Annotated in this window: 15 protein-coding genes and 2 pseudogenes; 5 read left to right on the forward strand and 12 right to left on the reverse strand. The window is 60.6% G+C overall.

The window, feature by feature from the left end:
- Positions 1-98 precede the first annotated feature (98 nt).
- From C8024_RS10255 to C8024_RS10270, 5 genes are all read right to left on the reverse strand, one after another.
- On the reverse strand, positions 99-365 hold the full coding sequence (locus tag C8024_RS10255) for a Txe/YoeB family addiction module toxin (protein ID WP_173204761.1): 267 nt from the start codon (positions 363-365) through the stop codon (positions 99-101).
- A gap of 46 nt (positions 366-411) precedes the next feature.
- On the reverse strand, positions 412-615 hold the full coding sequence (locus tag C8024_RS10260; RefSeq protein WP_254305789.1) for a type II toxin-antitoxin system Phd/YefM family antitoxin: 204 nt from the start codon (positions 613-615) through the stop codon (positions 412-414).
- 136 nt (positions 616-751) lie between these two features.
- Positions 752-1,342, reverse strand: coding sequence for a methionine biosynthesis protein MetW (gene metW, locus C8024_RS10265; protein WP_100093158.1), 591 nt, complete (start codon positions 1,340-1,342; stop codon positions 752-754).
- Positions 1,339-1,470, reverse strand: a complete 132-nt coding sequence (locus tag C8024_RS22565; RefSeq protein ID WP_302051617.1) for a hypothetical protein — start codon at positions 1,468-1,470, stop codon at positions 1,339-1,341. Before C8024_RS22565 ends, metW begins: the two co-directional genes overlap by 4 nt.
- Complete coding sequence (locus tag C8024_RS10270; protein ID WP_173204764.1) at positions 1,467-2,591, reverse strand: homoserine O-acetyltransferase; 1,125 nt, start codon at positions 2,589-2,591, stop codon at positions 1,467-1,469. The genes C8024_RS22565 and C8024_RS10270 overlap by 4 nt, the downstream gene beginning before the upstream one ends.
- 115 nt (positions 2,592-2,706) lie before the next feature.
- On the opposite strand from C8024_RS10270, the gene hisC reads away from it, so the two are divergent.
- The 4 genes and pseudogenes from hisC (at position 2,707) to C8024_RS20230 (ending at position 6,835) form a co-directional block, all read left to right on the forward strand.
- Positions 2,707-3,807, forward strand: a complete 1,101-nt coding sequence (gene hisC, locus C8024_RS10275) for a histidinol-phosphate transaminase (protein WP_173204767.1) — start codon at positions 2,707-2,709, stop codon at positions 3,805-3,807.
- Positions 3,807-4,714 (forward strand): annotated as a pseudogene (locus tag C8024_RS10280) (prephenate/arogenate dehydrogenase family protein). The gene hisC and the pseudogene C8024_RS10280 overlap by 1 nt, the downstream one beginning before the upstream one ends.
- Before the next feature lie 625 nt (positions 4,715-5,339).
- Positions 5,340-6,395 carry an MFS transporter gene (locus C8024_RS10285; RefSeq protein WP_217272135.1) on the forward strand — a complete coding sequence of 352 codons (1,056 nt, stop codon included), beginning with the start codon at positions 5,340-5,342 and terminating at the stop codon, positions 6,393-6,395.
- Positions 6,374-6,835: a hypothetical protein gene (locus C8024_RS20230; protein ID WP_217272136.1), complete on the forward strand. Its 462-nt coding sequence runs from the start codon at positions 6,374-6,376 to the stop codon at positions 6,833-6,835. Before C8024_RS10285 ends, C8024_RS20230 begins: the two co-directional genes overlap by 22 nt.
- 75 nt (positions 6,836-6,910) lie before the next feature.
- Here the strand turns inward: C8024_RS20230 and C8024_RS10290 are convergent, their stop codons facing one another.
- The 7 genes and pseudogenes from C8024_RS10290 to C8024_RS10320 all read right to left on the reverse strand — a co-directional run bounded on the left by C8024_RS10290 (position 6,911) and on the right by C8024_RS10320 (position 12,046).
- The gene (locus C8024_RS10290) at positions 6,911-7,306 is read right to left on the reverse strand and encodes a cupin domain-containing protein (protein ID WP_100093153.1); all 396 of its coding nucleotides are present in this window, start codon (positions 7,304-7,306) and stop codon (positions 6,911-6,913) included.
- Positions 7,307-7,347: 41 nt separating this feature from the next.
- A complete protein-coding gene (locus tag C8024_RS10295; protein ID WP_173204770.1) occupies positions 7,348-7,953 on the reverse strand; it encodes a hypothetical protein in 606 nt (201 codons plus the stop codon).
- 136 nt (positions 7,954-8,089) lie between these two features.
- A complete protein-coding gene (locus tag C8024_RS20235) occupies positions 8,090-9,073 on the reverse strand; it encodes a hypothetical protein (RefSeq protein WP_217272137.1) in 984 nt (327 codons plus the stop codon).
- A gap of 200 nt (positions 9,074-9,273) precedes the next feature.
- Positions 9,274-9,963 carry a 1-acyl-sn-glycerol-3-phosphate acyltransferase gene (locus C8024_RS10305; protein ID WP_173204773.1) on the reverse strand — a complete coding sequence of 230 codons (690 nt, stop codon included), beginning with the start codon at positions 9,961-9,963 and terminating at the stop codon, positions 9,274-9,276.
- A 1-nt stretch (position 9,964) separates the two neighbouring features.
- Complete coding sequence (locus C8024_RS10310) at positions 9,965-10,498, reverse strand: YdcF family protein (RefSeq protein WP_100093148.1); 534 nt, start codon at positions 10,496-10,498, stop codon at positions 9,965-9,967.
- 8 nt (positions 10,499-10,506) lie between these two features.
- Positions 10,507-11,313 (reverse strand): ABC transporter permease, encoded by an 807-nt coding sequence (locus C8024_RS10315; protein ID WP_217272138.1) that lies wholly within the window; start codon positions 11,311-11,313, stop codon positions 10,507-10,509.
- A gap of 101 nt (positions 11,314-11,414) precedes the next feature.
- Positions 11,415-12,046, reverse strand: a pseudogene (locus C8024_RS10320) (cell division ATP-binding protein FtsE).
- 277 nt (positions 12,047-12,323) lie between these two features.
- On the opposite strand from C8024_RS10320, the gene C8024_RS10325 reads away from it, so the two are divergent.
- Positions 12,324-13,097, forward strand: coding sequence for a zinc-ribbon domain-containing protein (locus C8024_RS10325; RefSeq protein ID WP_173204779.1), 774 nt, complete (start codon positions 12,324-12,326; stop codon positions 13,095-13,097).
- Positions 13,098-13,105: the final 8 nt, after the last annotated feature.

Genomic DNA, 13,105 nt, shown 5'->3' on the forward strand with positions numbered 1-13,105 from the left:
GTTCGGTTTCACCGTCATCTGATCCGCGAATTTCGCTGCCATTGGGTTGGATCCCAGCCTTCGCCGGGATGACGGTGATTACTATGAACCCGCCCTAATCAATAATGATAATGGCATTGCGCTATTTCCAGCACTTGCTCTACCCCTTCGCCACGGACGCGATAGACCAGGCGGTGCTCGCGGTTTATACGCCGCGACCACCAGCCTTTCAGTTGGCCGCGCAATGGCTCTGGCTTGCCGGTACCGCGGAAAGGCGTCCGGCGACATTCCTCTATCAGCGAATATATTCGTTCGGAAAGCTTTGGATCATGTTCCTGGAAATATCGATATTCCGGCCAACTTTTCGCGGAGAATAATACATTCACTGCTTGAAAAGCTCAGGCTCGAATCCCTCTCCGGCATCTAGTTGCCTTATCGACTCCAGCAGGCGCTCGGCATTTTTGGTGAAGACAACAAATGTATAGTTTCTTCCATACCGGCCCACTCACTCTCGGAGATCATGACCACCGCCTCGCCATTTTGACGGGTAATTTTCAGGGGAATCTTGTCCGCCACGACGCGATCCATCAGCGCCTTGAGATTGGCGCGGGCCTTCGAGAAATTTTCCATCAACATGCTGGACTCAACTTGTACCTAATGTTGTACAATGTCAAGATGACTCTTGTCACCCCAGCGAAGGCTGGGGCCTAAACCAGGTTCGCGAACCTCGCTGCCATCGGGTTGGATCCCAGCCTTCGCCGGGATGACAAAGCTAACCCCGCAACAAGAACACCGCATGTTCCGCCAGCAGGTTCGCCAGGCCGCGCCCAGTCTGCTTGTCGCCGCTGAGGAACCACTGCCCTTCCTGCGTATATTTGCCGTCCTGCACCAGCGCGCGAAAATCGTCGATCGTGACATGGTGGATATTGGGCGTGTCATACCAGCTTTGCGGAATCAGACGGGTGACCGGCATCCGGCCGCCGAACAGCAAGGAACTGCGCACCCGCCAATGGGCGAAATTGGGGAAGCTAACGAAGGCCTGGTTGCCGATGCGCAGCAGCTGGTCGACCATGATGTCCGGGCGGTGGGTGGTCTGCAGCGTCTGGCTGAGGATCGCATAGTCGAAACTGCCGTCGGGATAGGCGGCGAGATCGGTATCGGCATCGCCCTGCACCACCGACAGGCCCTTGGCGACCGCGCTGGCGACATTGACCGGGTTGATCTCCAGCCCGCGGGCATCGCAGCCTTTCTCGTCGCGCAGCGCCGCCATCAGCGCGCCGTCACCGCAGCCGATATCGAGCACCCGGCTGCCCGGCGCGATATTATCGGCGATGATCTGCAGATCGGGACGGAGTCGGGTCATGCGGCCACCCTTGTTTCGTCATGCTGAACTTGTTTCAGCACCCCTTTGTTCGCGCTCGCTGCCTGTATCATCAGGCGCGATGGGCCCTGAAACAAGTTCAGGGTGACGATGGATATAAAATTGCTCATCGGCCCTCTCCCGCCTTCAGAAACCCGTCGACGATCCGGTTCATCTCGGGATTGTCCAGCAGGAAGCTGTCATGCCCGAAGGGGCTCGACAATTCCATGAAGCTGACTTCTGCCCCCGCTGCGTTGAGCGCGTGGACGATCGCCCGGCTCTCGCTGGTCGGATAGAGCCAGTCGGTGTCGAAGCTGATCAGACAGAAGCGGGTTTTCGATCCCCGGAAGGCATTGGCCAGCACACCGCCATGCGCCTCGGCGAGATCGAAATAGTCCATCGCCCGGGTGATGTAGAGATAGCTGTTGGCATCGAAGCGGTCGACAAAGCTGATCCCCTGATGGCGGAGATAGCTTTCCACCTGGAAATCCGCATCAAAGCCAAACGTCTTGGCGTCACGATCCTGCAGCCGGCGACCGAATTTCTCGGTCAGGCCGGCTTCCGAGAGATAGGTGATATGCGCCGCCATCCGGGCGACGGCGAGGCCGCTGCTCGGCGGATCATCATCCGCATAATAAGCCCCGCCACGCCAGCGCGGATCGGCCATGATTGCTTGCCGTCCGACCTCGTGAAAGGCGATATTCTGCGCGCTGTGGCGGGCCGCCGATGCGATGATCACCGCCGAGCCCACCCGATCCGGATAGAGCGCCGCCCAGCTGACCGCCTGCATCCCGCCCATCGAGCCGCCGACGACAGCGTGCAGCCGTTCTATTCCCAGATGATCGATCAGCAAGGCCTGCGCGCGCACCATGTCGGAGATGGTCAGAACCGGAAAATCCATGCCCCAGGGTTTTTCGGTCGCGGGATTGACCGTCGCAGGGCCGGAACTGCCGAGACAGCTGCCGATCACATTGGCGCAGATGACAAAATGCCGGTCGGTGTCGATCGGCTTGCCCGGACCCACCATCCGCACCCACCAGCCGTCCTTGCCGGTCAGCGGATGTTTCGAGGCGACATATTGATCGCCGGTCAGCGCATGACAGATCAGGATCGCGTTGCTGGCGTCCGCGTTGAGCGTGCCATAGGTTTCATAGGCGAGATCGACGGGCGCGAGCTGTGCCCCGCTGTCCAGCGGCAGCGGTCCGAGCAGGCGAACCTTCCGATCCAATCCAAAGCGGGCATCTTCAGTCATCAACACGGGAGCTAAGCGGCGAAATCCCGAGCGTCAAACGATAATGCTGTTGACTGACAGGCCGCAAAGGTTAGTCCGGCGGCACGGAACATCTTCAGACAAGCGGACCAAGGCAATGAGCGGACCAAAAGCAAAAGACTGGATCATGGGCATTGCCCCTTATGTGCCCGGCAAATCGACCGGCGCGGATGGCCGGAAGATCGTCAAGCTGTCGGCCAACGAGAACCCGCTGGGCTGCAGTCCCGGCGCGGCAGAATCGCTGAACGCCGCTTCCGGCTCGGTCGATCGCTATCCCGATCCCGGCTCGACCCAATTGCGCGAGGCGATCGCCGCGAAACATGGTCTCGATCCGGCGCGGATCATCTGCGGCACTGGTTCGGACGACGTGCTGCACCTCGCCGCCAATGCCTTCAGCGGCCCCGGTGACGAGATCATCTACGTCAAATATGGCTTTGCCGTCTATGATATCGCGGCGCGGCGCTATGGTGGGACGCCGGTGGTTGCCGACGACAAGGATTATGGCACCGATGTCGACGCGATTCTCGCCAAGGTCACCGACCGGACCAAGGTCATATTCATAGCCAATCCCAATAATCCGACCGGCACATTCACGCCGCGCGCCGAGATCGCCCGCCTGCATTCCGCGCTGCCTGGCCATATCCTGCTGGTGCTCGACGCCGCTTATGCCGAATATATGGACGAGGGGCAGGATGACGGCGCGATGGACCTGGCCAGCAGCGAGGCCAATGTGCTGGTCACCCGTACCTTTTCCAAGATCCATGGTCTCGCCGCCGAACGGATCGGCTGGGGCTATGCGCATGCCGATATCATCGGCGCGATGAACCGGATCCGGCTGCCGTTCAATGTCACCACCGCCGGCCAGGACGCCGCCGTCGCCGCGCTGGCCGCCGACGATTTTGTCACCATGAGCCGCGAGCATAATGCCAAATGGCGGCAATGGCTGAGCGACGAAATGGGCGCGCTCGGCAATCACGGCCTCAAGGTCGTGCCGAGCCACACCAATTTCCTGCTGGTCCTGTTCGAGGGCAAGGTGACTGCGGAACAGGCCAATGCGGCGCTGATGGACAAGGGCTATGCGGTCCGCTGGCTGCCCGGACAGGGGCTGGTCAACGGCCTGCGCATCACCATCGGCACCGAAGAAGAAACCCGCGGCGTCGCCCAGGCCCTGCGCGAGATACTGGAAGCCGCCGACTGATGCTGCCTTTTGCCAATATTGCGATCATCGGTATCGGGCTGATCGGCTCGTCCATTGCCCATGCCGTGCGCGAAGCCATGCCGGCTGCGCGGATCACCGGCTATGACGCCGATCCGGCGGTGCGGGCGCGGGTCATCGAACTGGGCTTCTGCAACGATGTCAGCGACTCCGCCGGAGCAGCGGTCACCGACGCCGATCTGGTCATCCTCTGCGTGCCGGTCGGCGTGATAGCAGAGGTGGCTGCCGAAATCGCCGCCGACCTGCCTGACGATGCCATCGTCAGCGATGTCGGGTCGTCCAAGGAAAGCGTGCTGGCCGCTCTGGCCAAGGCGCTTCCCGGCGCCCGGATCATCCCGGCCCACCCGGTCGCCGGCACCGAGAATAGCGGCCCGGACGCCGGTTTTGCGACCTTGTTCCAGGACCGCTGGTGCATCCTCACGCCGCCGGAGGCCGCCGCAGAAGGCGATATCGAGCGCGTGAAAGCCTTCTGGGAAAACTCGGCGCCAATGTCGAGATCATGGATGCCAAACATCATGATCTCGTGCTCGCGGTGACCAGCCATTTGCCGCATCTGATCGCCTATACAATCGTCGGCACAGCATCCGATCTGGAAGATGTGACCCGCGGCGAAGTGATCAAATATTCTGCCGGCGGTTTCCGCGATTTTACCCGCATTGCCGCCTCCGATCCCACCATGTGGCGCGATGTGTTCCTGTCCAACAAGGACGCGGTGCTGGAGATGCTCCAGCGCTTCTCCGAGGATCTTTCCGCCCTGCAGCGCGCGATCCGCTGGGACAAGGGCGACGAACTGTTCGACCTGTTCACCAAGACCCGCGCGATTCGCCGCCGGATTATCGAAGAAGGCCAGGACGATGCCGCGCCCGATTTCGGCCGGACACACGATTAAAGGCCTTTGGTCGCAGCGAAGCGATTAGACTCGCACAAAGCCACGAAGACGCGAAGACGCGAAGCCATCACCGAGATGTTGCCTGCCGCCGCGCGAGCGTAGTTATTGATAGCCGGCAGGAACTTTACAGCGTTGGCCGCTTTTGTTTTCTGCGACCTTTGCCCCGAAGCCGCAGATTTCTTGCCTTTGTTGGTCCGCGATCGCTCGTCTAGTGTGACCTTCCGAATTGCCCTCGACCCGGTCCGCTAAAAACAGGCGGCAGCAGCAAGCGTGATCATTCCATCCAAATTGTCAAAGAGCCCGTCCTGCCCATGGCGCAGGATCATTGGCGATAATAGACGGTCGAGCCAGATGTAGGACAGCACTATCTCAGTAACGGCTTCAGCGATCGTTACACCATTTACGCCTTCCCTCTCTGTTTTTCGCCGGAGGGCGGTGTCCAGTCGATCGGACGGGACTATTCTGGGCGCCGCCCTTCGGCGGCGAACGCGCTTCAGAAAAACCGTTCGTGCTGTGCTGGTCGAAAGCGTTTTTTACAACGGGATATACAATGCCAAAAATTTCGGTACGATGCCGGGATACCCAACGGCAACAATCAGTTGGGAACCGCTAGGGGAGTCTGGATTTGGCCGAAACTACAGCGACCGAGGTCGCGCATTCCAACCATGGTGCCAGCAATGGCGGGAGCCCGGACACGGGTTATGGAACCAGGAATTACCGCAACTATATTCTCGGCATCCTGCTCACCGTCTATATTTTCAATTTCATCGATCGTACGATCATCAATATATTGACCGAGCCGATCAAGGAAAGCTTCGGGGTTGAGGATTGGCAAATGGGGCTGCTCGGCGGCCCGGCTTTTGCGATTCTCTATACATTTGTCGGCATCCCGATCGCCCGTTTCTCCGAGAAGAACCACCGGGTCTGGATCATCGCCGGATCGGTGGCCTTGTGGAGCCTGATGACCGTCTTATGCGGCTTTGCCACCAGCTTCATCGCATTGTTCATATTCCGTATCGGCGTCAGCATCGGCGAAGCGGGCTGCTCGCCGCCCGCCAATTCGATCATCGCCGACTATTTCATTCCCAGGGAACGCTCGACCGCCGTTTCGGTCTACGCGCTGGGCATCCCGCTGGGCGGCATGGTCGCCTATGTGTTCGGCGGCTTCATTGTCGGCAATCTCGATGGCCCCACGGTCGCTGCGATGTTCAACAGCTGGAACTGGACCTGGGCGGCGAACGCGCTCGACTGGCAGAATATCGAGGGATGGCGCGTCGCTTTCGTCGTGGTCGGCGTGCCCGGTCTGATCGTCGCGATGATCGTCAAGATGACGATCAAGGAGCCGCCCCGCGGCTATACCGACCCGGTGGAAATGCAGAACAAGGCGCAGGTCGGGTTTCGCGAGGTCTTGAAAATATTGTCGCAAAAGCCTGCTTACTGGCACGTCACCATGGGCGTCACCATCGCCTCGTTCGTCAATTATGGCGTCGGCCAGTTTTTCGTCTCCTTCCTGATCCGCACCCATGAACTCTCGATCTTCGATGCGTCGGTCAAGGTCGCGCTGGCCCTGGCCGTCATGGCGTCGATCGGCACCTATATGTCGGGCTCCTGGCGGACAAATATGCGGAGCGTTTTCCCAAGGCACTGGCATTCATACCGATGTTCGCGCTGCTCGGCGTGATCCCGATGCACGTTGTCGGCTATCTGGCGGAAAGCCTGTGGCTGGCGGTGCCGCTGATGATGGTCGGCCAGATGCTGCTCTACACCTATCTTTGCCCGCTCTATGCCGTGCCGAGCGGGGTGGTCGACAGCCGGATGCGGGCAACGGCAGTCGCCGTCACCCTGTTCATCGTCAATCTGCTCGGTTACGGGCTCGGGCCACCGCTGATCGGCGGCCTGTCGACGATATTGAATGCGACCTTCCTGTCGGGGCTGGATCCGGCGCTGACGCTGGAAGCGTGCAAGGCGAGCAATCTCGCTGTGGCCGCCCAGACCGCCTGCGATTCGGCCAATGCCGACGGACTGCAATGGTCGATGATCCTGTTCAAATGCCTCTATCTATGGGCGGTGTTCCATTTCTACATGGCCAGCCGCACGATCCAGCGCGATATGGGACGCTGACCGGCTGACGGGGGCATGTCGCTAAAGCGGCAAAGCCCCGTCATCCGATCCTGATACCGATAATGGAACCGGCGGCTATTCGGTCGTCTTGCCGTCGAAATGCTCATGCTCGTTTGCGGCATCGGCCGCGGTGGCATGCACGGTTCCGTCGATATGCTCGGGCGGACCGTAGATGGTGTACAGCCGTAGCGGCTCCTTGCCGCTGTTCACGACATTATGGCTGGCGCCCTGCGGCACGATGATACCGTCATCGGCCTTGACCTTGTTCGCCTTGCCATCGATCCAGATTTCCCCGCTACCCTCTTCGATCCGGAAGAACTGGTCGCGATCATCATGCACTTCCATTCCAATCTCGTCACCGGGCTGGAGAGTCATCAGCACAAGCTGCAGATTATGCCCGGTGTAGAGCACCCGGCGAAAATCATTATTTTCTTCCGTCAAAGCTTCGATATTGTCGACAAATCCTTGCATTCAAATTTCCTTCAATTGGCGCTGGTCGGCTGTTCCGGCCCTTATTCGCTTTCGCCGCCGTCCTGCATTTCCTTTTCCCAGGTTTCCTTTGCCGCAACCTGGGCCGCTTTGCTAGCATCCGCCGTCGCCGCCGCCGCTTTGATCACAGCCTTTTGCGCGGAATCGGCGGCCTGTTTCGCGGCGGCGGTGTCGGATTCCAGTCCCGCCATCAGCGATGCGTTGGTTTCGAGAACCGCTGCACTGGTGGCAGCCACGGCCTCTTCCACCAGATCCTGCGCCTTGCGGGCATTTTCATTCACCGCCAGATCCAATTTGCTATTGGCCGATACAATCTTGGCCTGCGCCTGCTTGGCTGCCGCCTCCGCGCTGATCGCCATTTGTGCAGCCGCTTCCCTGTCCTTCTGCGCTTCGGAACAGACCGCAAGCTTGGCCGCCACCACCGCCATTCGCGCGGCATTATTCGCCTCCATTGCCGCCCTGCTCGCATCATGCCTTGCCGCATCCATACTGTCCTGGGCCTCGCCCATCGCGTCATATTCGGATGTCGCGCAATCTGCTTTATCGTCGCTCTCCGCTTTCTGGGTGCAGCCCTGGACCGCAAGGGAAAGGGCCAGCGCGGTGCTGATTGTCGAAAATGTCTTTTTCATGCCTCGGACTCCAAATTAGCAATGGTGAACCGATGAAACAGGACGCCGTCCATCGCTTCGGGATAAGTCTCAAAAACAATATATGCGGTGTCTTGTAACTACGTAATTCCCGCAGGCAACGCCGCTGATGCCGCCGTCAGCCGGCCTGCAGCCGCTCCAGCGCCAGATTGATTTCCCGCAGACGATCGCCGTTGACAGTTGGCTTCATGCCGTCATCCGACGCGATTTCGAGCTGCTTCTCGCCATAGGCCCAGCGCTTGAGAATATCGGCCTTGATTGGATCCGGCAGGTCGGTGACCAGCAGTCTGGCCGGCGTTTGAAATACAGAGGCGGGATTGCCCAGCAGCGCCTCGATATCCCAGCCTTGCTCTTTCGCTTCGGACCGCAATGTTTCGAGATAGAGATCCCGGTCAATTCTCGCCTTGACGCATCGTTCGGTCGGCAGGACTTCACCGGCGATATAATATTCGCCATTGGGAAGATAGGAATAGGGCACGCCGCGATAGGCTTGCAGATCGCCGGGGAATGTTTCGCCATTATAGCGGTCTTCCAGGACGCCATGGGTCGCGGGAAGTTCATGAACATGCACATCCGAGCCGCTATGTTCGGCCAGAATCTTTACGGCGCGCTCTTCATCTGCGGCATTCCATGTCCGCACCCATAAAAGCAGTCCGCCGCGTTCCAGCTGGTCCTCGATGATATCGGCGTGATGCTCTCCGATCAGCTTTGCGAGGACCGCGCCAATCGCTCCGCCGCCGATCCCGCCGGCAGCGGCGGCTATGATGGCCGCGCCAATAGCACCGCCCGATGCCACGACTGCGGTGAGCGTCGCCAGCGCGCCGACATAGATCAAGCCACCGAACACGCCGCCCTCTGCATCGCCGATCGCGTCCGTCGAAATATAGGCCGTGGTGGGAACCGCCGCCTCGTCTTCCAGTTCTGTTACCGAAGTGAAGCTGTGCCCCAGTTCCTTTTCAACCGCGGATAGGGGTGCGAGCAGGCTGAGTTCCGACCGATGGAAACCATGGGACATCAGATCATCGACCGCTGCCTGAAGCGCGGTTTCCGATGGAAAGACGCCAACCGCTTCGCGGACGGTGGATATTGGTTGTTCAGGCATATTCTCTTCTCCGGACTCTATAAGGGAAAAGTGCGATATTATCCGTCATCCGCCCCTTCCCGACCATGAAGCCTTGCCCTAACCCGTCCTCACCGACAGATAACCACGTAATCTCCCTTAGCTGGATCTGGCAGACAAGACCGGCCGGCCCGGCTGCCATCCGGCAACGGGGTGGGGCAAGCTGGCAAAGCCGGCTGTTCCTAGTCGTTCAGCATATTGATGGCGGCGTGTACCCGGTCGCGGATATCCTCGCGGTCGAGCCCCGGTTCGATCTCCGGCTGCACTTCGTAGGTGATCACCCCGCTTTTCTGGACGAACGTGTCGCGCGGCGAGACGATGCCGCTGTTCAGCGCCACCGGCACCAGCGGGATGCCGAGCAGCTTGTAGATGCCGGCAAAACCGGTCTGCAGTTCCGGCCGTTCGCCATGATGGGCGCGGCTGCCTTCGGCGAAGATTACGATCGGGCGGCCTTCCGCCACCGCTTTCTTCGCCTGCTTGATGATCTGCCGCATCGCTGCGCCGCCGCCGTCGCGGTCGATACCGAGCAGACCGTGCCTGGTGGCGATCCAGCCCCACAGGGGAATGACCAGCAACTCCTTCTTGGCGATCACCACCGGCTTTTCGAACAGGCGCAGCAGATCGATGGTTTCGAACATGCTTTCATGCTTGAACACATAGAGCAGCGGCTCGTCGCGAATCTCGCCGCGGACCTCGACCCGGATGCCGAGAATCAGCCGGGCGCAGACATAGTGATAGCGGCTCCAATATTGCGCCATATAATAGATGGTCGGCGGCCAGAAAAAGGCGCCGAGAAAGGTGGCGATGATGATCGGAACCGAGCCGATGTAGAAAATAGCCATGAAGATCAGCGAACGGATGACGGACAGCATTTCAGACCCCCGCCAGTGCGGCCAGACGGCGCATCAGATATTTATTATATTCGGTGAACAAGGTGCCGAGCGAGGGGCGCGTCTGGACGGCATCGGAGAGAATCCGGACATCGGCCGGCATCGCCCGTTCCAGTTCCAGCCGGGCCCGGCGCATATGCCAGTCGGAGGTCACCAGGCGCACCGACTTGTCGCCCCGCCGCGCCGCCCAGCGGGCGATTTCCAGAGCATTGGACCGCGTGTCCACGGCCTGGAAACCGAGATCGATACAGCAATCGAACAGGTCATCCGGCCGGTCATATTCGGCGGCGAGTTCCGCCGGCTTCACATCGCGGTCGACGCCGGAGATCAACAACCTGCCGCCTGATTTGGCCTCGAGCATGTCGAGCGCCCGGTCGATGCGACCGGCGCCACCCGTCAGGACAACGACCGACCCGGTATGGGCGTCATCGTCCGCCGGACGCGGCAGATCGATGGCAAACCAGGCAAAGCCAATGATCCACAGCAGGATCAGGAAAGAGAAGAAACGCAAAATCATCCGGCAGGCTATAATATCTTTTTCAGGGCGCCGATGACCGTTAATCGGGCGGTCACCATAGCAAGGAACATCCCCAATATCGGAATGGCGGCAATTATCAACCAGCTCCACCAGTCGAGACCGACGGATTCGACCAGTCCGGACCCCAGCGCGTTCAGCTGGATGCTGATCAGCCAGATGATCGCGGTGCCGCCAACCAGCCCGATCAGGCCGCCGAGCAGGGCGTCCAGGGCGATGCGCCGCTGGAACAGGCGGCTGATCTGCTGGTCGGTGCCGCCGAGCAGATGCACGACCGCGATCGTTTCACCATGGGTGTTGAGCGCCGACCGCGCCGAAATGATCACCGCGGCCCCGGTCGCCAGAGCGAGCAGGCCGACCAGACCGAAGGCGATCCACTGCAGCGAACGCACCAGCGCAATGACCGGCGCGATATAGCCGCTGCTCGGTTCGACCCGGGCGCCCGGTGCAATCGCCTGCAGCGCGCCGCGCAGCGACTGATATTCCGCCTCGGACGCGATCCGGACGAGTTTCAGATCGATCAGCGCGGGGAGCGGGATATCGTCGGCCAGATCCTGCGTACCCAGCCATGGCTCGATCAGCGCTTCTATTTCCGCGGGCGGCAGCACCCGGACCTCTTCGATCAGCGGCAGCGCGCGCAGCCTTTCTGCGGCGGCGGCGGCCTGACGGCTGCGGATTTCGGGATTGGCTTCGATAATCTGCACCGTCGCCCGGCTGGACAGTTCGTCGGAGACATCGCTGATCGCCCGGTTCATCGCCAGCCCGGCGGCGGCGGCAAGGACCGTAAGAAAGATCATGATCGCGATCACCCAGGGCATCGGACCGGACAGCCGGCCTCGGGTATCAGGCGCCGGTCATGGGCGGGAATGGCGAAAAATTTGAACATCGGCCCTGCGCCCTACTGCCTCTGGTCTTCGGGACGCGGCGGGTGGCGCAGCGATCCGGTCGGATCGGCAAGCATGCCTTTTTCCAGCCGCATCATCTGCGCGCCGGGAATCTTGCTGAGCAGATGAATGTCATGGGTTGCCACCACGATCGTCGTCCCGAGCGTGTTCAGCGCCTCGAACAATTGCAGCAGGCGGATCGCCATTTCCGGGTCGACATTGCCGGTGGGCTCGTCGGCCACCAGTATTTCCGGCCTGCCGATCACCGCCCGGGCAATCGCCACGCGCTGCTGTTCTCCGCCCGAAAGCGTCGCCGGCCGGGCCGAAGCCCGGTCTCCCAGGCCGACCCATTCGAGCATTTCCGCCACCGGGACTTCCAGATCCTTTTCGCGCACCCCGGCCACCCGCAGGGAAGCGCGATATTGTCGAAGGCAGACAGATGCGGGACCAGCCGGAAGTCCTGAAAGACCACGCCGATCCGGCGGCGGAAGCCGGGCAGACGCTCGCGTGGCATGGTGACCGCATCCTCGCCGAACAGCCGGATCACACCGCGGCTGGGGCGCTGCGACAGATAGAGGAGTTTCAGCAGCGATGTCTTGCCGGCACCCGAGGCCCCGGTGAGAAAATAGAAGCTGCCCGGAAACAGGGTGAAATTGAGATCGGCCAGAGTTTCCGCGCCCGCACCATAGCGCAGACCGACATTTTCAAATCGAACAATTTCGTCCATTATGCTCTACATTCCAATATCGCGGCGAAATATTGCCCGGTCGCCTGACCAATAGGCCGTTAACACCCCCCAAATCAACTCCGCTGTCAGGCAACGACAGGCGATTCGTCAGGAAAACGCGGAAAACCCGATTCGGTCTCAAATCGGTCAAGCAGCCACTTGCAGTTTATCCTCATGGCGTGTTTAGAGGGGTGTCATGATTTTGAATTGCCCGGCTTGCAAAACCCGTTATCTCGTGCCCGACAGTGCCATCGGACCCAATGGTCGTTCGGTTCGCTGCGCATCCTGTCGCCATAGCTGGTTTCAGGAGCCTCCGGTTCTGGAAGAGGCGCCGGTCCGGGAAAAGCAAAAGGTCGAGAGCGCCCCGCCGGCGCAGACTCCACCCGCTGCCAAGGCAGAACCGGTGGTCGAGCAGGACTGGGAACCCAACCCGCCCGCCTCTCCGGTCACGCGTTCGGCCCCGCCGCCACCGATTTCCGTCACCCCGGGCTATGCCGCAGGCGAAAGCAGCTTTGCCCACGAACCGCCATTCAAGGCGCGGCGCAATCCGGCGAAGCTGTGGACCATGGCCGCCATTGTCTTTGCCGCCCTGGTGCTGGCCGCGGGCGCCGCCTTATATTATTTTGGACCACCGCAATGGGTCTCCGACTATGAATTTGCCTCGACCGAGGAAACCCCGCTGCTGATCGAACTGAGCGAGAAGCAGGATCGCCGGACTCTGGCCGACGGCACCGAATATTTTGCCGCCAGCGGGACGATCATCAATCCCACAACCAATGACGAGGCGATCCCGCCGATGCTGGTGATCCTGCGCGATGCCGGTGGCCGGATCGTTTACAGCTGGAAAATGAAGGCACCGGCAGCATCGCTCGCACCGGGTGCCAAGATCAATTTCAACGAAGCCAAGCTGGATGTGCCGCGCGCCGCAAGCCAGCTGGAGGTCGGCTGGGCGGATCAAAGCCGCGAATAGACGCTTCT

It is taken from the genome of Sphingopyxis sp. BSNA05, assembly GCF_013265645.1.
Taxonomy (GTDB): Bacteria; Pseudomonadota; Alphaproteobacteria; order Sphingomonadales; family Sphingomonadaceae; genus Parasphingorhabdus.